Raw genomic sequence first — 19,959 nt, forward strand, 5'->3', positions numbered from 1 at the left:
TCGGTCTCGGTCTCGGTCTCGGTGTCGTGCTTGGTGTCGAAGACCCGGAACCCGCGCCGCCGGTAGTTGTCCAGCGCGTACGGTCCGTCCTTGCTGCAGGTGTGCACCCACACCCGCTTGGTCGGCGGCCGCCCGGCCCAGCGCTCGGCCAGGTCCCAGGCGCGGGCGGTGCCCCAGGTCAGCAGATGCCCGCCGATGCGCCGCCCCCGGAAGGCGGGCAGCAGCCCGAAGTACGCGATCTCCACCACGCCCTCGTCCTGCCCGTCCAGCTCGATGTACCCCGCCGGGGTGCCGCGCTCATACGCGACCCAGGTCTCCATGCCGGGCCGCTCCAGGAACTCCCGCCACTGCTCGACGGTCCACCCCAGCCGGTCCGTCCAGGCCACATCCGCGCCGACGGCCGTATAGAGGAAGCGGTTGAACTCCGGGCCGGGGATCTCGGCCCGTACGATCCGCACCCCCGCGGCGGCGGGGGGCTGCTGAGCCGGGGCGAGGTCCGCGGGCGAGGTCTGCTCCAGGGACCAGGTGGTGACGGTGATGCTCATGCGGCACATGCAATCACGACCCCGGTCGGCGGCTGCAACGCGGCGCAACCTTTGCGCATGGCTGTAGCGGGCACGGACAGTGGGCGTGGCGGAGGGCGGTACCGAGTCGGCGCGGCATCCCCTCCGCCGAGTTCTCCGCCGAGTTCTCGTCCGGCCTGGTCACCGGCTGGTCACGGAGGGAAACACCGGGGGCCGTCGGGCGTCCCGGGGCGGATACCGTTGGAAGGTGCAGCCAGGGAAAGAACCGTCGAAGCCGTCCGGTCGGCTCAACAAGGCCCGCGCCTTGTACCGCAATGTGTCCAAGCGCAGGATGGCCTGGCTGCTGCTGAAGGACACCGTCAACTCCTGCATGGAGTACCGGGTCACCGGCCTGGCCGCCGAGGCCGCCTTCTTCACCCTGCTGTCGCTGCCGCCGCTGCTGCTCGCCCTGATCGGGCTCCTCGGCTACTTCGACGTGTGGACCAACACCGACACCGTGGCCACCATCCGGCAGAACATCCTCAACGCCTCGGGGACCGTGCTGTCCGACAAGGGGGTCCGCGAGATCGCCCGGCCGCTGCTGGACGACGTCATCAAGGGCGGCCGCCCGGACGTCATCTCACTCGGCTTCGCCATCGCCCTGTGGTCCGGCTCCCGCGCGGTCAACGTCTTCGTCGACACCATCACCATCATGTACGGGCTCGAAGGCCGCCGCGGGATCGTCAGGACCCGGCTGCTGTCCTTCCTTCTCTATCTGGTCGCGCTGATCATCGGGGCGGTGGCGCTGCCCCTGATGGTGATCGGCCCGGAGGCCGTCGTGCACCTGGTGCCCGCGAGCGGGGACCTCGTACGGGTCCTGTACTGGCCCGTGGTGATCCTGCTGTCCGTCGCCTTCCTCACCACCCTCTACCACGTCTCCGTGCCGGTGCGCTCGCCCTGGCGGGAGGACATCCCCGGGGCGCTGGTCGCGTTGGCCATATGGGTGCTCGGCAGCGTCCTGCTCCGCATCTACCTGGTCCACACCGTCGAGGGGCCGACGATCTACGGCTCGCTGGCCGCACCCGTCGCCGTGCTGCTGTGGATCGGTGTGTCCGCCTTCGCGGTGCTCGTCGGCGCGGCGGTCAACGCCGCGATCGACCGGGTCTGGCCGTCGGTCGCCACCGCCGCCGGGCGCGCCGAGGCCGCCGCGCGGGCGCGGGAGGACACGGCCAGGCGGCGGGCCTGGGAGCAGCGCACCGCGGACGACGGGGCGGCGGAGATCACCCCGCCCTCGGAGTTCCCCGAGCGCTGGGCACAGTTCCTGCCGCATGCCGACGTACGCTCCCGGCTGCACCACAGGCGCACCCCACGACAGGCACCCAGAACACCGGAGACACGGACACCGGAGACGAAGACACCGGAGACACCGGAGACATCGGCGCCCGAGGCGCGGACACCGGAGGCGCGGACGCCGGAGCCCCGAGCGTCCGAGAACGGCGGGGCGAAGAATCTCGCGGCGGAGAACGGCGCCTCGCAGGACTCCCGGCCAAGCGGCTTCCGGCCCAAGGACTCCCCGCCGCAGGACTCCCCGTCCGACGGCCGGACCGACGCCGCCGGGAACCCGGTGCGCAGCGCCACCGGCGGATCAGTGCCAGATACGGGAGGCCAGTAGCCCCAGCCCGGCCTCGGCCGTCTCCCGCCACACCCGCAGCGGCCCGTCGAGCAGCGCCTCGGCCTCCTTTTCGCCCGGCCAGTCGTCGATCCGGGCCAGCGCCCGCTCGCGCTCCGCCCCGGACACCGCGAGCGCGGCCTCGGCCGCCGGAAGCCGGCGGCGCACCTCGTCGGCGGGGAACACCGCGTCGCCGGCCCAGCCGGGCAGCATCGCCGCGCGCTCGGGGCCCAGGCCGTGGAAGAGGGCGGCCACCGGGTTGTCCTTGCGTACGGACTCGAAGAACGGCTCGACCGGATCGGTGTCGAGCCGGTCCCACCAGTTCATGATGTGGAGCTTCCCCGTGGTGTCCATGGCGTCGAAGGCCGAGTCGTCGACCATGTTGTACAGGTGCAGCGCCGCCTCCGTGGTGTAGCCGTCCTCGCGCCACACCGGCACCGCGCCACCGCCGCGCGCCGCGTCGCGCTCCCAGCGCGACCAGGTGCCCACCGCAGCCGACCGCGCCGCCGTGGCCTCGATGGCGGGCACCGCGAGCGGGGCGAGCTCCGCGACCTCCGCATCGCCCAGCGCCCCCATCAGCCAGAAACCGGACAACCCCATACCGCGCCCCTCCGTATCCACCACTGCCCAGTGCCACGCCTTGCGGAAGTGCAGAGTGGCATGGCCCACCGACAGCCGGTTGGCCCCATCAGGTGACACGCGCCTGCCAGGTGGCGCAGGCGCCGCCGGGGATGCTCGACCTGCCCCTGCTCAGATGAAACCGTCCAGGCATGGACGACAGCGCTCGAACGCGGAACCTGCGCCCGAGGCTGGTGCTGGCCAGCGCCACCATGCTCTTTGTGGAGCTGGCGCTGATCAGGTGGACCGGCGCCAACATCGTCCACCTCAGCTACTTCTCGAACTTCATCCTGCTGGGCTCGTTCCTCGGCATCGGCCTGGGGTTTCTGATCCCGGCCGGGCGCGGGCAGTGGCTCACCCGCTGGGCGCCCGTGCCGCTCGCCGTCCTCGTGGTCCTGGTGCGGGAGTTCCCCGTACAGGTGCGGCAGACCAGCGGTGAGGTCATCTACTTCACGGCCGTGAAGACCACCGGACTGCCCCAGTGGGTGACCCTCCCGATCCTGTTCGGCCTGGTCGCGCTCATCATGACGGCCATCGGCAAGATGACGGCGGACCTGTTCCGGCAGCTGCCGTCGCTGGACGCCTACCGCTACGACCTGCTGGGCTCGCTGGCCGGCTCGCTCTCGTTCGCCGCGCTGTCCTGGCTGCGCGCCCCGTCGGTGGTGTGGGGGGCCGTTGCCGCGGTGGCGCTGCTGGTGCTGGGCGGGCGCCACAACACCGTGCGGTACGCGGTGCCGCTGGCCGTGGTGGTGGCGGCGCTGACGCTGGAGTCGCTGGCGAGCGGTATCTCCTGGTCCCCGTACTACAAGATCGAGCTCAAGCGTGCGACCTCGGGCAGCCGGGACTACAAGATCGCCGCCAATGGGGTTCCGCACCAGAGCATCGCCCCGCTGAAGGTGCTGCGGCGCTCCGACTCCCCGTACGAGGAGCCGTACCGGGAGACCCCGGCCAATCCACACCGCCGTGTCCTGGTCATCGGCGCGGGCAACGGCAACGACGTCGCCGTCGCGCTCGCCCATGGCGCCCAGCGGGTGGACGCCGTCGAGATCGACCCCAGGCTCCGGCAGATCGGCGCCGATCTGCACCCCGACCGGCCGTACGACGACCCCCGGGTGCATGTCCACATCGACGACGGGCGGGCCTTCCTCGAGCGTACGGACGCCCGCTACGACCTGGTGGTGCTCGCGCTGCCGGACTCCCTGACCCTGGTGTCCGGGGCCAGCAACCTCCGCCTGGAGAGCTATCTGTTCACCCGGCAGGCCTTCGAGGCGGCACACCGCCATCTGGCCCCCGGCGGCGCGTTCGCGATGTACAACTACTACCGGCAGAACTGGCTGATCGACCGCTACGGCTCCACTCTCAGCACGGTCTTCGGACATTCGCCCTGCATCACCCACTACGGCGGCAAGAAGGCCGCCATCCTCGTCGCCGGTGCCACCCCGGGCGACCAGCGGTGCGCGACCGCCTGGCGGCCCTCGGGCCCGGTGCCCGCGGCCGCCACCGACGACCACCCCTTCCCGTATCTGCTGCACCGCACCATCCCCAGCCTCTATCTCTGGGTGCTCGGGGCGATCCTGCTGGTGACCGTGGTGTCGGTGCGGCTGACCGGGGTGCGTGTCCGGCGCACCGTCAGATACACCGACATGTTTCTGCTCGGTGCCGCCTTCATGCTGCTCGAGACCAAGAACGTGATCGGGTTCGCCCTCTACTTCGGCACCACCTGGCTGGTCAACGCCATCGTCTTCGCCGGCGTCATGCTGGCCGTCCTCGGCGCGGTCGAGACCCGGCGCCGGATGCGCCGCGTCAACCAGTCCGTGCTGCAGCTGCTGCTGTTCGCCACCCTGGCCGTGTCCTGGCTCGTCCCGACCCACTGGGTGCTCGGGCTGCCCGTCGCGGCACGCCTGATCGCGGCGATCGCCCTGGCCTTCGCGCCGATCTTCTGCGCCAACCTCATCTTCTCCGACCGGCTGGCGGCGGCCCCCGACCCCACGGCCGCCTTCGGCGCGAACCTTCTGGGCGCCCTCACCGGTGGCACGCTCGAATACCTCGCCCTCGTCACCGGCTATCAGGCGCTGCTTCTGGTCGTCGCCGGGCTGTACGCGGGGGCGTGTATCGCGATGCGCTTCACCCGCCACACCCGGGGCCCGGCGGAGCCGGTCGAACGGCTCACGGTCGAGCCCACCGCGCGGCCCTGAGCTGCACCTGACAGATTTCCGGGTTCCGGCGGGTTCTCATGCCCCTATCCGCGCTGGCACAATGATCTCCACTGTTGAATCGATTCAATAGTTTTGGAGGCGACGTTGTCAAAGGCGACATGGAGAGTCCTCAGACGCCGGGAGGCCTGCGGCGGCCTGCGGCGGATCGGCGTGCTGCTGGCCGCCGCCCTGCTCCCGGTGGTGTCGACGGCCGCCCCGGGCCACGCGGCGGCGGCCGAACCACGCGGTGGCCACGCCCCCCTCGCCCCCGCGGACCTCACCGTCGGCGACCGCGCCCGGCCGCTCGACGTCGAGGGCGCCCCGCTGTTCGGGTGGCGGCCGCGCGATGTCGACCCCGGGGAGAGGCAGACCGCGTACCAGATCCGGGTGGCCCGGACCGGCGCCGGGCCGGGCGGCTCCCGCCAGGTGTGGGACAGCGGCAAGGTCGTCTCCGCGCGGCAGGCCTATGTGGCCTACGACGGACCGGACCTGCCCGGCGGCACCGGCTACACCTGGACCGTACGCACCTGGGACCGGACCGGCGCCGCCTCGCCATGGGCCGCGCGGGCCGCCTTCGACACCGGCATCTCCGACGCCACGTGGCAGGCGAGCTGGATCCGGCGCACCACGGGCGACAAGGACGACTACACGCTGGCCCGCAAGGAGTTCACCGTCGGCGCGAGCCCCGTGGTGCGCGCCCGGCTCTACGTAGCCGCGTCCCAGCAGTACCGGGCGTACGTCAACGGCCGCCTGGTGGACCGCGGCGCCGCCTACGCGTACCCCGACGAGGGCTACTACCAGGCCGGCGATGTCACCCGCGACCTCAAGGCGGGCCGCCCGGCCGCGATCGGTGTGCTGGCCCACTGGTACGGCCCCGGCCAGGGGCGCCCGGCCGGTGAGCCGGGGCTGCTGGCCCGGCTGGTCGTCGAACACGCCGACGGCTCCCGGCAGGTGGTGGTGTCCGACGGCAGCTGGCGGGTGGCGCGCGGCCCGTGGCTGTCCCTGCCCTACCGCAACGACGACGGCCGCGACTACATCGAGGGCGTCGACGGCCGGACCGTCCAGCGCCAGCGGGGCTGGAACCGACCCGGCTTCGACGCCTCGTCCTGGCAGTCGCCGCAGGTGGTCGGCGTGCACCCGGCGGGGGGCTTCAGCCATCTGCGCAGCCAGCAGACGCGGCTGGCCTACCGTACGGTGCGCCCGGTCACGGTGACCCGGCTCGACTCGGGCGCGGTGGTCGCCGACTTCGGCACGATCATCCCGGCGGTGCCGCAGGTGCGGTTCGCCCGCGGTGTGTCCGGCCGCACGATCGACATGCGGGCGGGCTATGTGCGCAACGCGGACGGCACCGTGTCCGACTCCGCCCACGACAACCAGAAGACCGATCTGTCGTACCAGTACATCCAGCACGACGGCGCCCAGACCTTCCAGGCCTACACCTACGAGGGGTTCCGCTATCTCCAGATCGACGACCCCGGTGAGCCGCTGAGCGCGTCGTCGATCGCCGCCGTCGTCCAGCACACCGACGCCGACCCGGCCCGCGCCGCCACTTTCCGCAGCTCCGACCCCACGCTGGACGCGGTGGCCGAGCTGATGCGGCGCTCCGCGCTGTACGACTCGCAGGAGCAGTTCCTGGACACCCCGACCCGGGAGAAGGGGCAGTTCCTCGGCGACTCCGTGGACGTCTCCCGCGCCCTGATGGCGGGCTCAGGCGACCGCGCGCTCACCGCCAGGGCGATCCGGGAATTCGCCGAGTCGCAGCAGCGGTACTGGCCCGACGGCCGGATGAACGCCGTCTACCCCAACGGCGACGGCAAGCGGGACATCCCCGACTACACCGAGATGTTCCCGGGCTGGGTCTGGGAGTACTACCTCAATTCCGGCGACCGCGCCACGCTCGCCGCCACCTACCCCGCCTCGGCCGCCGTCGCCGACTACATCCGCCGCTATATCGACCCCGCCACCGGTCTGGTCACCAAGCTCGCCGGGGGTTCCGGCGCCTACCAGTACGGCATCATCGACTGGCCCAACCGGTACGGCTACGACACCGACACCACGGCCCGCACCACCGTCAACATCCTCGCCGTGGACGCCCTGCGGCGCACCGCCGACCAGGCCGCCGCGCTCGGCCGGCCGAAGGCCGAGGCCGACGCGCTGCGCGCCGACGCGGCCAAGCTGGCCGAGGCCGTCAACGACCGGCTGCGCCGCCCGGACAGCCTCTACACCGACGGGCTCAAGGCGGACGGCACCCAGAGCGCACACGCCTCGCAGATCGCCAACGCGTACGCCGTCGCCTTCGGCATCGCGCCCGAGGGCAGCGTGGACACCATCGCCGACCATCTCGTCTCGCTCAAGCTGCAGATGGGCCCGATGACGGCCAACTGGCTGCTCACCGCCCTGCACCGGGCCGGCCGCGACGACCAGGTGCTGGCGCGGATCACCGACCGCACCTCGCTCGGCTGGGCCAACATCCTCGCCCGGGGCGGCACATTCACCTGGGAGTCGTGGGAGGCGCCGGACGACGGCCAGAGCCTGTCCCACGGGTGGGGCGCGACCGCCCTGGTGGACCTCCAGCAGGATCTGCTCGGGCTGAACGTCACCGGCACGGCCGCCACCACGCTGCGGATCCGGCCACCGCGCGACACCGAACTGACCCACGCCGAGGGCACGGTGTGGACCCAGGCCGGGACGGTCGGGGTCCGCTGGAACACCACCGCGCACGGCACCCAGGTCAAGGTCGACATCCCGGTCAACGTCACCGCTGAAGTGGAGGTTCCGCTCGCGGACGGCCGGGTGCCCAAGGCCAGTGGCGCGGGCCCGGACGGCGCGTCCGCGCCGCGCTTCGAGGGTGTTCGTAACGGCCGCGCCATCTATATGGTGGGCTCTGGTCACTCCACGTTCACCCCGGCGGTCTGACGAGGTCTGCCGCAGGTCAGCGGGGGCCGGACACGGGGCGTCGAGATGGCGCCAACCACCCTTGTCCCACCCGTCCCATGTGCCTAGGTTCCCCCTCAGACAGGCCACCTGAGGGGGAGCCATGGGCCGCCAGGAGAGGCCGCTCGACCCCGGCGCGGGCCCCGAGCAGCGTTTCGCGTTCGCGCTGCGCAAGCTGAGGTCCGAGGCCGGCGGGCCGACGTACCGGGCGATGGCGCAGCGCACCCCGTACACGGTCTCGACCCTGTCGCGGGCCGCCGCCGGGGAGCAACTGCCCTCGCTGGAGGTCACCCTCGCCTATGTGGCCGCGTGCGGCGGGGACCGCGAGGAGTGGGAGCGGCACTGGCGGCAGACGTCCGAGGAGATCGCGCTGCGGGCCGTCGAGGACGACGACGCCGAGCCGCCCTACCAGGGCCTCGCGCGGTTCGAACCGGGGGACCACGAGCGGTTCTTCGGCCGGGACCGTGAGTAGCTGGCCGTGTTACGGGGCCACACCCGGTCCGTGGACGCCGTCGCGTTCAGCCCCGACGGCCGCACGCCGGCCACGGCGGGGGACGACGGCACCGTCCGGCTGTGGAACACCGACCCCCGGCGCACCGCGACGCAACTGTGCACGGCGCTCTCCCGCGATCTGACCCGCGAGGAGTGGAGGCAGCTGATCCCGGAAAAGTCGTATCGCAGGACGTGCGACATGGGCTGAGCGCGGTCACCCCGGTGATCGCGATCTTCCCGATACCGTGTGCACAGACGCGAGTTGGGGGTGGGCTGTGGAGCCGTTCACGATGGCGGCGGTGGCCTCGGCGGTCACCACGGTGACCTCGGGCGCCCTGTCGGGCGCGGGCGGGGAGATGGGGCGGCGGAGCTCGGAGGCGCTGGCCGGGCTCGTACGGAGGATGCGGCGCCGCGCCGCGGACCCCGACCCCGGGACGCCGCAGGACCCCGGCCCGGGCGCCGAGCCGACTGACCCCGACCTCGACGCCGAGCCGGCTGACCCGGACCCCGGCGTCCGCGCGGACGAGTCGCCCCTGCTGCCCGCCACCGACGAGGAGCGGCGCGAGCTGGCCCGGCAGCTGTGGGAGAGCTCCCGCACCTCTCCCGGCTTCGCCCGCGACGTGACGGCCTGGCTGCGGGAGACCGGGTGGCTGGGGTCGCGCGCAGTCCCCGCCGTGGCACCCGGGGCGTCCCGCCCGCGGATGCTGCCGCCCGCGAACGCCGCCTTCACCGACCGCGAGGCGCTGCCGGACCAGATCGCCCGGGTGCTCGACGGCGAGGACAGGGCCGACGGCGTCCCGGCGGTCGTGGTGCTGGTGGGGCCCGGCGGCATCGGGAAGACCGCGGCGGCCGTGCACTGCGCGCACCGGCTCACCGAGCGCTTCCCCGACGGCCAGCTCTACATCGATCTGCAGGGGCAGTCCGCGACGACGGCCCTGACGCCCTCCGAGGCGCTGGTCCGCCTCCTGGACGCGCTGCGGGTGCCGACCGGCCGGCTGCCGGCCGACGAGCGGCGGCTGAGTGAGCTCTACCGCGACTGCGCGGCCGAACGGCGCATGGTCGTCGTCCTGGACAACGCCCACTCCGAGCGGCAGGTCCGGCCGCTGCTGACCGCCGCCCCGGAGTCCCTGGCCATCATCACCAGCCGCTACCGCCTCGACCGGCTCGCGGCCGATCCGGGCGCCGAGGTGATCAGGCTCGACCCGCTCACCACCGCCGACTCGGTCCGGCTGCTGACCCGCATCGTGGGCCGGGACGCGACGGCCGGACGGGGGCCCGGTGTCGCGGCGGTCGCGGAGCGGTGCGGCGGGATTCCGCTCGCGCTGTGCGAGACGGGCGCCCGCGTCGCCGTACGGGAACACCTCACCTGGGACACCGTCGAGCGACAGCTGTCCGAGCGGGCACACCGCAGGGAACAGGAGGCCCCGTCCATGGACGACCGGTCCGCCCGGGGCGCGGTGGACCTCACCACCGACGTCACGTACGGGGAGCTGAGCCCGCGGGCGGCCCTGCTGTACCGGATGCTGGGGGTGTGGCCGTGGCCCGGTATCACGGTGGGGGCCGCGCGTAAGGCCGTGGACGCCGCGGACGACGACGAGGCGCGGGCGCTCCTCGACGAGCTGGCCGGTGTCCATCTGCTCGAGGAAGTGGGGGAGGAGCGCTACCGCTTCCACGACCTCGTACGCGACCACGCCGCGCGGCGCGGCGAGGCGGAGGACCGCCACGCCGACCGGGCGGCGGCCGTGCGCCGCGTCGTCGGCTGGTATCTGGGGTTTGCGGCTGCCGCCGACCTCCGTGTCATCCCCGGGCGCTGGCGGCTGGGCCCCGCCTATGCGCGGCTGGCGCCGCCCGCGGACCGCGACCCCGAGGCCGGTCGCCTCGCCCTGGCCGAACTGCGCGCCGAACGCGAGAACCTGGCCGCGGCCGTACGGGCCGCCGAGCACCACGGCTTCGACGAACTCGCCTGGCAGCTGTGCGAGGCGATGTGGGGCCTGCATCTGCGCCTCGGCTTCCACGAACAGTGGGTCGAGACCCACTTGAGGGGCGTGGCCGCCGCCCGCCGGAGCGCCGCGGAGTTCGGCGACCCGCGGGCCGAGGGCCGGATGCTGGTCCAGCTCGCCTTCGCCCACATGGGCCTCGAAAGCTGGGCCGAGGCCGAGGAGGCCCTGCTGAACGCCGCCGCCGCGGACGAGCGGGCCGGGCACCACCGCGGCCGGGCGAGCGCCGTCGAGGCGCTGGGACTGCTGCGGCTCAAGCAGTGGCGATACCCCGAGGCACAGCGGAGCTTCGCTGAGGCCGGGCAGGTGCTGGGGCGGATCCGCCCGGGGGGCGACGGCGCGGCGGATGTGCCCCGCGCCCTGGCCCTGCTGGACCACCACACCGGCCGCGCCCTGCGCGGACAGGAGCGATACGGCGAGGCGGTGCGCCGACTCCACGAGGCCCTGGCCCACTTCCGGGCCCTGCCCGAGCCCGATCTGTACAACGAGGGCCGGGTGTACATGAGTCTGGGCGAGACGCATCTGGATGCCGGCGACGCCGAGGCGGCCCGCGGCTGCCTCGACGAGGCCATCGCCACCATGGGCCGGGAGGGCGCCGAGCTCCAGCACGCCGACGCCGCGGAGATGCGGGCCCGCTGCGCGAGGGCGCTGGGCGACCCGGCGGGGGAGGCCGGTGATCTGCGTACGGCGGTCGCGCTGTACGAGACGGCGGGCGACGAGGCGTCCGTCGAGCGCGTGCGCGCGCGGCTGGCGGAGCTGGAGGTCGCCTGAGCCGGAGTCTAGGCCGGGGACAGGCGTTCCACCGCGACGCGGTGGTGTGCCGCCCCGGTGACCACGGTCAGCTCCGCCTGCGCCGCGCCGAGGGGCTTGGCCCCGAGCCAGGCCAGCAGCGCCGACGCGTACGCCGCCGGGTCGCACAGGTCGGCCCGGCCGGTCTCGTCCGGGGCGGCCGTCAGCCGCACCAGATCCCCCTGCCGGGTGCGCACCGTGCAGCGGTCCGGGCCGGTCACATACGCGGCCAGGGCGCAGTGCGGATGGCGCGCCAGGACCTCCGCCGTCCAGGCGGCGGGCGGGCCGACCCTGGGGTCGTCCTCCGCGCCGTACCGTACGACCACGTCCGCGACGCTCAGCCGCCCGGCGTCCTGGGTGTCCTCGTGCACCGCCGTGTGCGCGCCGTCGGCGTCCGGGTCCTCCGGCTCGTGGGCGGCGTCGGCGTAGCGGGTGACGGCGACCGTCGGTGGTTCGGCGTCGATCAGCCGGGTCAGGACGCGTACCGGCGCGGTGGGTTCGGCGGGCTCGTACGGCGGCAGCGGCAGCCGGTCGAGGAGGGCGGGGCGGCCGGCGGGCTCGGGGATGCCGATGAGGTCGTAGAACAGGCGGCGCAGCAGACCGGCGGAGCGGCCCGGCGCGGAGGTGGTCTGGGCGGCCAGCTCGGCGTAGCGGCCCGGGTCGTGGCCCTGGACGGCGCGCTCGATCTGCGCGCGCAGGCTGCCGTGCGGGCGGAGTTTCGGGGCGGTCCGGCCGAGCGCGGCGACCGGCGAGGCGGGGTCGAGGTCGCCGTCGGGGAACGCGCCGAGGAGGACCGGCCTGCCGATGGAGGCCGCGTAGTACGTGACGCTGCTGTGGTCGCCCAGGACGCAGTCCGCCGCTATCAGGGCCTGCCGCCAGCCGTGCAGTTCGGAGATCAGGCCGAGACCGGCCCGCCGCGCCCGGTCCAGCCAGCCCCGGACCTGCCCGGGGCCGTGCCCGTACCAGATGTTGGGGTGCAGGACGGCCACCGTGCGGTACTCGTCGGCCGGCAGCTCGGCCGCCAGGCGGGGCAGCAGCCAGGGCAGCAGATCGCCTTCGCCGCCGTCGCCGTCGCCGAAGAGGGAGCGCGGCGCCCAGGTGGAGCTGACGACGACCAGCCGCTGGTGCGGGGCGACTCCGAGCGCGCGGCGGAAGCGTTCGCGGTACGGGAGGGCGTCAAGGACGCGGTCGTAGCAGGGGTCCCCGGCGAGGACGGCCGTCGGCGCGGCCTCCGGGCAGGCGGTGCCGAGCCGGTCCAGCTGCTCGGGGTGGGACAGGACGGTGGCGGAGGCGATGGGGCGGCCGTTGTGCAGCAGCCACTCGGGCGCCAGCCCGAAGACCGGTGTTGTCCGGTGTTGTCCGGTGTTGTCCGGTGTTGCGAGCTTCTTATTGTACCCAACGCCATGCGACAACACAGCCAACTCACCCTGCAGCTCATGGAGTTGACCGCCGTAGCTCGCGGACACCGCCAGGTCGACGGGGGTGTCCTTCGCCTGTTCCCAGGGGAGTACGGGCAGCCCGGCGGCGGCCAGCAGCTCGGGCACCCCGGCCAGAAAGGGCGAGGACTGGGTGCAGGTCGCCAGCAGCTGCACCCGCAGATCGCCGCTGAGCAGCGGGAGTACGTCCAGCAGTCGAGTCGCGGACGTGACGTTGTGCACCACGAGCAGCACCCGACGGCACTGTGCCCGGGTCACCCACCGCTCCGCGTCGGCGCCGACCGGAACCCTCAGCCGCAGCGTGCCCGTCATCCCGGCGATCTTACCGGCGGTGACCTTGGCCGTTCTTCGGGTTGCATCCAACCGATCTTTGTCCTGTGAGTGGAGAAAGTATGCAGTAATCCACGCGTAACTTCTTCCCAGGTCCAGCAGCCGCTGCTACGTTCCCTACGAAAGCCCGGCACTGGGGCGGAATCTGGGCGGGGAGGGGACAGTGAGACGCATGACGGCACGACCGGCGAGCGCCCACCAGGCACGCCTGCTCAAGCTGCTGCGCGACGGCGGCCCCAACTCCCGTGCCCAGCTGGGCGACCAGGTCGACCTGTCCCGCTCCAAACTGGCCGTGGAGCTGCACCGGCTGCTGGATACGGGCCTGGTGGTGGCCGACGGGCTCGCCGCCTCGCGCGGCGGCCGCCGCTCCCACAACGTCCGGCTGAACCCGCGCCTGAGGTTCCTCGGCGTCGACATCGGCGCGACATCGGTCGACGTCGCCGTCACCAACGCGGAGCTGGAGGTCCTCGGCCACCTCAACCAGCCGATGGACGTCCGTGAGGGCCCCGTGGCGGTCTTCGAGCAAGTCCTGGACATGGCTGGGAAGTTGAAGGCCGCCGGGCTCGTCGAGGGCTTCGACGGCGCCGGCATCGGCGTTCCCGGACCGGTCCGCTTCCCCGAGGGCGTACCGGTGGCCCCGCCGATCATGCCGGGCTGGGACGGCTTCCCCGTACGGGAAGCGCTCAGCCAGGAACTCGGCTGCCCGATCATGGTCGACAACGATGTGAACCTCATGGCGATGGGCGAACAGCACGCCGGAGTCGCCCGCAACGTAGCCGATTTCCTCTGTGTCAAGATCGGCACCGGTATCGGCTGCGGCATCGTCGTCGGCGGCCAGGTCTACCGCGGCACCACCGGCAGCGCGGGCGACATCGGCCACATCCAGGCCGTGCCCGGCGGCAGGCCCTGCGCCTGCGGCAACCGGGGCTGCCTGGAAGCTCACTTCAGCGGTGCGGCGCTGGCCCGCGACGCGGTGCAGGTGGCCCAACAGGGCCTGTCCACCGACCTCGCCGCCCGGCTGGCGACGAATGGCACCCTCACCGCCGCCGATGTCGCCGCCGCGGCCACCGCGGGCGACACCACCGCACTGGAGCTGATCCGCGAGGGCGGCACCCGCGTCGGCGAGGTCATCGCCGGCCTCGTCTCCTTCTTCAACCCCGGTCTGTTAGTGATCGGCGGCGGGGTGACCGGCCTGGGCCACACCCTGCTCGCCGCGATCCGTACCCAGGTCTACCGCCAGTCGTTGCCCCTTGCGACCGGCAATCTCCCCATCGTCCTGGGCGAGTTGGGCTCCACCGCCGGAGTGACCGGCGCGGCCCGGCTGATCAGCGACCACCTCTTCTCACCCGCCTGAGCGACCACCCTTCTCACCCGCCTGAGCGACCACCTCTTCTCACCCACGCACGCCTGCTCGGCGCCGCGCCGACCGAGGCGCGGTCTGCCCTGACACCGGCCCTCCGGCCCACGGCTGCAAGCCGCCGTCGGCCCCCTCGATGCCACATTCTCCAACTGACCACAGATAACCAGGTCAGTTGTCCAGAGCTCCGGGATGACGGCGCATCCCGGCGTACGCGCCCGCCCGTACAATCAGCCCCATTCTGGAGGCATTTCGTGCACGGGAACGACCGCATCACCCGCACCCGCACCCGAACTCACAGATCGCGTCTGCACAAGGCGATCGCGCTGCTCAGCGGCGCACTCCTCGCCGGCGCCGGCCTGACCCTCACCGCCCCCCAGGCCGGCGCAGCCGTCACCGGCCAGGAGAAGGCCGCGGCGGCCGAGGACTTCCAGCAGGTCACCCTCGCCAAGGGGGAGGCGGAGGTCGGCGAGCCCATGTCGCTGGCCGTCCTCCCCGACCGCTCGGTCCTGCACACCTCCCGCGACGGCGAACTGCGCCTGACCGACGCCGCGGGCAACACCAAACTCGCGGGCAAACTCGACGTCTACTCCCATGACGAGGAGGGCCTGCAAGGCATCGGCGTCGACCCGGACTTCACCGACAACCGCTTCATCTACCTCTACTACGCGCCCCCGCTGAACACCCCGGCGGGCGACGCCCCGGAGACCGGCACCGCCGCCGACTTCGAGCCCTTCAACGGCGTCAACCGCCTCTCCCGTTTCGTGCTGAAGACCGACGGCACCCTCGACACCGCCAGCGAGAAGAAGATCCTCGACGTCTCCGCCACGCGTGGCCTGTGCTGCCACGTCGGCGGTGACATCGACTTCGACGCGGCCGGCAACCTGTACCTGTCGACCGGCGACGACACCAACCCCTTCCAGTCGGACGGCTACACCCCGATCGACGAACGCGCCGACCGCAACCCCGGCTTCGACGCCCAGCGCTCCGCGGGCAACACCAACGACCTGCGCGGCAAGATCCTGCGCATCAAGGTCGAGGCCGACGGCTCGTACTCCATCCCCGAGGGCAACCTCTTCAAGCCCGGCACCGACAAGACCCGGCCCGAGATCTACGCGATGGGCTTCCGCAACCCGTTCCGGTTCAGCGTCGACAAGAAGACCGGCATCCTCTACGTCGGCGATTACGGCCCCGACGCCGGCGCCGCCGACCCCGGCCGCGGCCCGGCCGGACAGGTCGAGTTCGCCCGCGTCACCGGCCCCGGCAACTTCGGCTGGCCGTACTGCACCGGCGCCAACGACGCCTACGTCGACTTCGACTTCGCCACCCGCACCTCCGGCGCCGCCTTCGACTGCTCCGCCCCCAAGAACACCTCGCCGCACAACACCGGCCTGACCGACCTGCCCCCGGCGCAGTCCGCCTGGATTCCGTACAACGGCGGATCCGTACCGGAGTTCGGCGACGGCTCCGAGTCCCCGATGGGCGGCCCGGTCTACCACTACGACGCCGCCCTCGACTCGCCCGTGAAGTTCCCCGAGGCGTACGACGGCGACTTCTTCGCCGGTGAGTTCGGCCGCCGCTGGATCAAGCGCATCAGCAGCGACGCCGACGGCACGGTGCAGTCGATCAACGACATCCCCTGGACCGGCACCCAGGTGATGGACATGGCCTTCGGCCCGGACGGCGCGCTGTACGTCCTCGACTACGGCACCGCCTGGTTCGGCGGCGACGAGCACTCGGCGCTGTACCGCATCGAGAACGCGACCGACGGCCACTCCCCGTCGTCCCAGGCCGCCGCCGACCGCACCTCCGGCCAGGCCCCGATGAAGGTCCAGTTCTCCTCGGCCGGCACCACCGACCAGGACGGCGACAAGCTCACCTACAGCTGGGACTTCGGCGACGGCGCCACCTCCACGGCCGCCAACCCGGCCCACAAGTACTCCAAGAACGGCACCTACACCGCCACCGTCACCGCCAAGGACCCCTCCGGCCGCACCGGCAGCGCCAGTGTGCAGATCGTCGTCGGCAACACCGCGCCCAAGGTCGTCCTCGAGACGCCCAAGGACGGGCAGCTGTTCAGCTTCGGCGACGCCATCCCGTTCAAGGTGAAGGTCACCGACCCCGAGGACGGCCGGACCATCGACTGCGCCAAGGTCAAGGTCACCCTGATCCTCGGCCATGACACCCACGGCCACCCGCTCACCTCGGCCAACGGCTGCTCCGGCACCATCCAGTCCAGCGCCGACGGCGGCCACGACGAGGACGCCAACATCTTCGGCGTCCTGGACGCCGAGTACACCGACGGCGGAGGCGGCGGCCAGGCCCCGCTCACCTCGCACGACCGGCACGTCCTGCAGCCCCGCCACCGCCAGGCCGAGCACTTCAACACCAGCTCCGGCGTGACCACCGTCGCCCATGACACCGCCCAGGGCGGCAAGGTCGTCGGCGACATCGACAACGGCGACTGGATCGCCTTCAAGCCCTACGTGCTGAGCGACGCCACGAAGATCACGGCGCGGATCGCGTCCGGCGGCGCGGGCGGCACCCTCGAGGTCCGCGCGGGCTCGGCCACCGGCACCCTGCTCGGCAAGGCCACGGTGCCCGTGACCGGCGGCTGGGAGACCTACCAGGACGTCTCGGCCGGCCTGTCCCGCGCACCGAGCGGCACCACCACCCTCTACCTCGTCTTCAAGGGCGGCAGCGGCGCCCTGTACGAGATCGACGGCTTCACCTTCACGACCCGCTGAGCCACGACCCGCTGAGCCCGCCACGGGTCACTGAGCCCGCCACGGGCCACTGAACGGCGGCGGGCGGGAGACGCCGGACTCCCGCCCGCCGTCACCACCCCTCATCCCCCTTACTTCTTTGGGGGTACCCCGCATCCCTTCCGGGAGTTCATGCCCGGGACAAGGAGGCTGTCCATGTCCGCGTCCCTCTCCCGTCCCCCTCGGGTCGGCGTCTGGCTGGTCGGGGCCCGCGGCTCCGTCGCCACCACCGTCGTCGCCGGATGCGCCGCCGTGGTCGCGGGGCTGCGCCCGCCGACCGGCCTGGTCACCGAGGCCCCCGCGTTCGCCGGCAGCGGCCTGCCCGCCCTGTCCTCCCTGGTCTTCGGCGGCCACGACACCACGGACTGCCCCCTGCCCAAACGCGCCGAGCAACTGGCCGCGGGCGGAGTCCTCCCGCTCGGTTTGCCCGCCGCCGTCGCGGCCGAACTCGCCGCCGCCGACACGGAGATCAGGCCCGGCGGCCCGCTCCCCGGCGACACCCGGGACGAGGACGCGCTGATCGCCGCCTTCGCCGCCGACCTCCAGGACTTCGTACGACGGCTCGGCCTGGAGCGCGCGGTGGTCGTGAACGTCGCCTCCACCGAACCGGCCCCGACCGGCCCCCCACTCCCACCCAGCTCGCTCTACGCGGCGGCCGCCCTGCGCGCCGGCTGCCCCTACATCAACTTCACCCCGTCCACGGGCCTGCACCACCCCGGGCTCGCCCCGCTCGCCGCGGCGAGCGGACTGCCGTACGCGGGCCGCGACGGCAAGACAGGCCAGACCCTGCTGCGCTCCGTCCTCGGCCCCATGTTCGCCCAGCGCGCACTGGACGTCCGGGCCTGGTCCGGCACCAACCTCCTCGGCGGGGGCGACGGCGCCTCCCTCGCCGACCCGGCCGCCGCGGCGGCCAAGAACGCCGGCAAGGAACGCGTCCTCGCGGACACCCTCGGCACCACCCCCGAGGGCCAGGTCCACATCGACGACGTGCCCGCGCTCGGCGACTGGAAGACCGCCTGGGACCACGTGGCCTTCGACGGCTTCCTCGGCACCCGCATGGTCCTCCAGACCATCTGGCAGGGCTGCGACTCGGCCCTCGCCGCGCCCCTGGTTCTCGACCTGGCCCGGCTCGTCGCCCGCGCCCACGAGACCGGTCTGCGCGGCCCCCTCGCCGAACTCGCCTTCTTCTTCAAGGACCCGGTCGGGGACGCGCCGTCGGCGCTGGGGGAGCAGTACGCGGAACTGGTGCGGTTCGCCCAGGGGCTGGGGGAGGGCGAGTGAGCCGACTCCACGCCTGGGCCGAACTGCTGCGCCTGCCCGCCCTGTTCACCGTCCCCGGCGACGGGCTGGCCGGAGCGGCCGCCGTCGCCGCCCGCCCCGACCGCCGTACCGCGCTCGCCGTCGGCTGCTCCCTGTGCCTGTACGAGGCCGGGATGGCCCTCAACGACTGGGCGGACCGTGCGGAGGACGCCGTCGAGCGCCCGCACCGCCCGCTCCCCTCCGGCCGGATCCGCCCCGCCGCCGCCCTCGCCGCGGCCTGCGCCCTCACGGCCGCGGGCCTCGCCCTGGCCGCCCGCGCGGGGCGCCCGGCGCTGGCGGTCGCGGTGCCCCTGGCGGCCACCGTCTGGTCGTACGACCTGGTCCTGAAGCGCACGCCCGCCGGGCCCGGCGCCATGGCCGCCGCCCGCGGCCTCGATCTGCTCCTCGGCGCCGCGGCCACCGCCGGCACCGTCCGCCCGGCCCTGCCCTCGGCGGCCCTGCTCTCCACCCACACCCTCGCCGTCACCGCGGTCTCCCGCCAGGAGACCCGCGACGGCACTCCCTTGGCCCCGCTTGCGGCGCTGGCCGCCACGGCCACGCTGACCCGGCTGCTGCCGGGCGACCTGGGGCGCGAGCACCGAGATGGCCTCGTAGCCGCGCTGCGACGGGATGTCGGCGCCTCACCCACTCCCTCGCGCCCCCCAGGTCATGGCCGGCCGTCCGGCTTCCTCACCACCGCTCTCTCCCTCAGCTACGCCGCCGCCACGGCCCGCCCGTACCTGAACGCCGCCCTCAACCCCTCACCCCCGCTCACCCAGCGCGCCGTGGGCGCCGGCATCCGCGCCACCATCCCGCTCCAGGCGGCCCTCGCCGCCCGCGCCGGGGCCGGGGCCACCGCGCTGGGCACGGCCGCCCTCACCGCGCTGGCACGGCGCTTCTCGAGGCGGGTGAGCGTCACATGACCGCCCAGGGGACAGCCCTCCGGTTCGGCTACGGCACCAACGGCCTCGCCGACCTCCGCCTCGACGACGCCCTCGCCCTCCTCGCCGACCTCGGCTACGACGGCGTCGGCCTGACCCTCGACCATATGCACCTCGACCCGCTCGCCCCCGACCTCGCCGCCCGCACCCGGCGGGCCGGCCGGCGCCTGGCCGCCCTCGGCCTCGACGCCACCGTGGAAACCGGCGCCCGCTACGTCCTCGACCCCCGCCGCAAACACGGCCCCTCGCTCCTCGACCCGGACCCGGAGGCCCGCGCCCGCCGCGTGGACCTTCTGGTGCGCGCGGTCCGGGTGGCCGCCGACCTCGGTGCGCACGCCGTGCACTGCTTCAGCGGAACCGTCCCGCCCGCCGACGACGCGGCCACCAGCGACGCGGCCACGGCCTGGCAGCGGCTGGCCGCATCCCTCACCCCGGTCCTGGAAGCCGCCGACACTGCCGGGATCCCGCTCGCTATCGAGCCCGAACCCGGCCACCTCCTCGCCACCCTCGCCGACTTCCACCACCTCCGCCGCCTCCTCGGCGACCCGCCCGCGCTGGGCCTCACCCTGGACCTCGGCCACTGCCAGTGCCTGGAACCCCTGCCGCCCGCCGACTGTGTACGCGCCGCCGCGCC

Annotated in this window: 13 protein-coding genes and 1 pseudogene; 11 read left to right on the top strand and 3 right to left on the bottom strand. The window is 73.3% G+C overall.

Annotated elements, in window-relative coordinates; all coding sequences use genetic code 11:
• On the bottom strand, positions 1 to 545 hold a 545-nt coding region (locus tag CCN51_RS19325; RefSeq protein WP_086859837.1), incomplete at its 3' end, for a GNAT family N-acetyltransferase.
• A 226-nt stretch (positions 546 to 771) separates the two neighbouring features.
• Between CCN51_RS19325 and CCN51_RS19330 the strand changes: the two are divergent.
• Positions 772 to 1,956, top strand: a pseudogene (locus CCN51_RS19330) (YihY/virulence factor BrkB family protein); the annotation flags it as partial.
• 192 nt (positions 1,957 to 2,148) lie between these two features.
• Here the strand turns inward: CCN51_RS19330 and CCN51_RS19335 are convergent.
• Positions 2,149 to 2,841 carry a hypothetical protein gene (locus tag CCN51_RS19335; protein WP_143675840.1) on the bottom strand — a complete coding sequence of 231 codons (693 nt, stop codon included), beginning with the start codon at positions 2,839 to 2,841 and terminating at the stop codon, positions 2,149 to 2,151.
• Between the two features lie 101 nt (positions 2,842 to 2,942).
• On the opposite strand from CCN51_RS19335, the gene CCN51_RS19340 reads away from it, so the two are divergent.
• From CCN51_RS19340 to CCN51_RS19360, 5 genes are all read left to right on the top strand, one after another.
• A complete protein-coding gene (locus tag CCN51_RS19340; protein WP_014175604.1) occupies positions 2,943 to 4,985 on the top strand; it encodes a spermidine synthase in 2,043 nt (680 codons plus the stop codon).
• 105 nt (positions 4,986 to 5,090) lie between these two features.
• On the top strand, positions 5,091 to 7,901 hold the full coding sequence (locus CCN51_RS19345) for a family 78 glycoside hydrolase catalytic domain (protein WP_078610391.1): 2,811 nt from the start codon (positions 5,091 to 5,093) through the stop codon (positions 7,899 to 7,901).
• Positions 7,902 to 8,022: 121 nt separating this feature from the next.
• Positions 8,023 to 8,391 (top strand): helix-turn-helix domain-containing protein, encoded by a 369-nt coding sequence (locus CCN51_RS19350; protein WP_014175602.1) that lies wholly within the window; start codon positions 8,023 to 8,025, stop codon positions 8,389 to 8,391.
• Between the two features lie 6 nt (positions 8,392 to 8,397).
• Positions 8,398 to 8,619, top strand: a complete 222-nt coding sequence (locus CCN51_RS19355; RefSeq protein ID WP_014175601.1) for a WD40 repeat domain-containing protein — start codon at positions 8,398 to 8,400, stop codon at positions 8,617 to 8,619.
• A gap of 82 nt (positions 8,620 to 8,701) precedes the next feature.
• Positions 8,702 to 11,179 carry an ATP-binding protein gene (locus CCN51_RS19360; protein ID WP_014175600.1) on the top strand — a complete coding sequence of 826 codons (2,478 nt, stop codon included), beginning with the start codon at positions 8,702 to 8,704 and terminating at the stop codon, positions 11,177 to 11,179.
• 8 nt (positions 11,180 to 11,187) lie between these two features.
• On the opposite strand, the gene CCN51_RS19365 is transcribed toward CCN51_RS19360, so the two are convergent.
• Positions 11,188 to 12,945, bottom strand: a complete 1,758-nt coding sequence (locus tag CCN51_RS19365; RefSeq protein ID WP_043489815.1) for a hypothetical protein — start codon at positions 12,943 to 12,945, stop codon at positions 11,188 to 11,190.
• Between the two features lie 190 nt (positions 12,946 to 13,135).
• Between CCN51_RS19365 and CCN51_RS19370 the strand changes: the two genes are divergently transcribed.
• The 5 genes from CCN51_RS19370 to CCN51_RS19390 all read left to right on the top strand — a co-directional run.
• Positions 13,136 to 14,317: an ROK family transcriptional regulator gene (locus CCN51_RS19370; protein WP_014175598.1), complete on the top strand. Its 1,182-nt coding sequence runs from the start codon at positions 13,136 to 13,138 to the stop codon at positions 14,315 to 14,317.
• Between the two features lie 257 nt (positions 14,318 to 14,574).
• Positions 14,575 to 17,067: a PQQ-dependent sugar dehydrogenase gene (locus tag CCN51_RS19375; protein WP_014175597.1), complete on the top strand. Its 2,493-nt coding sequence runs from the start codon at positions 14,575 to 14,577 to the stop codon at positions 17,065 to 17,067.
• Positions 17,068 to 17,241: 174 nt separating this feature from the next.
• Positions 17,242 to 18,366: an inositol-3-phosphate synthase gene (locus CCN51_RS19380; protein WP_014175596.1), complete on the top strand. Its 1,125-nt coding sequence runs from the start codon at positions 17,242 to 17,244 to the stop codon at positions 18,364 to 18,366.
• Positions 18,363 to 19,307, top strand: a complete 945-nt coding sequence (locus CCN51_RS19385; protein WP_014175595.1) for an SCO3242 family prenyltransferase — start codon at positions 18,363 to 18,365, stop codon at positions 19,305 to 19,307. Before CCN51_RS19380 ends, CCN51_RS19385 begins: the two co-directional genes overlap by 4 nt.
• On the top strand, positions 19,304 to 19,959 hold a 656-nt coding region (locus CCN51_RS19390), incomplete at its 3' end, for a sugar phosphate isomerase/epimerase family protein (protein ID WP_143675841.1). The genes CCN51_RS19385 and CCN51_RS19390, both read left to right, overlap by 4 nt.

Source organism: Streptomyces milbemycinicus (assembly GCF_002154605.1).
GTDB classification, from domain to species: domain Bacteria; phylum Actinomycetota; class Actinomycetes; order Streptomycetales; family Streptomycetaceae; genus Streptomyces; species Streptomyces milbemycinicus.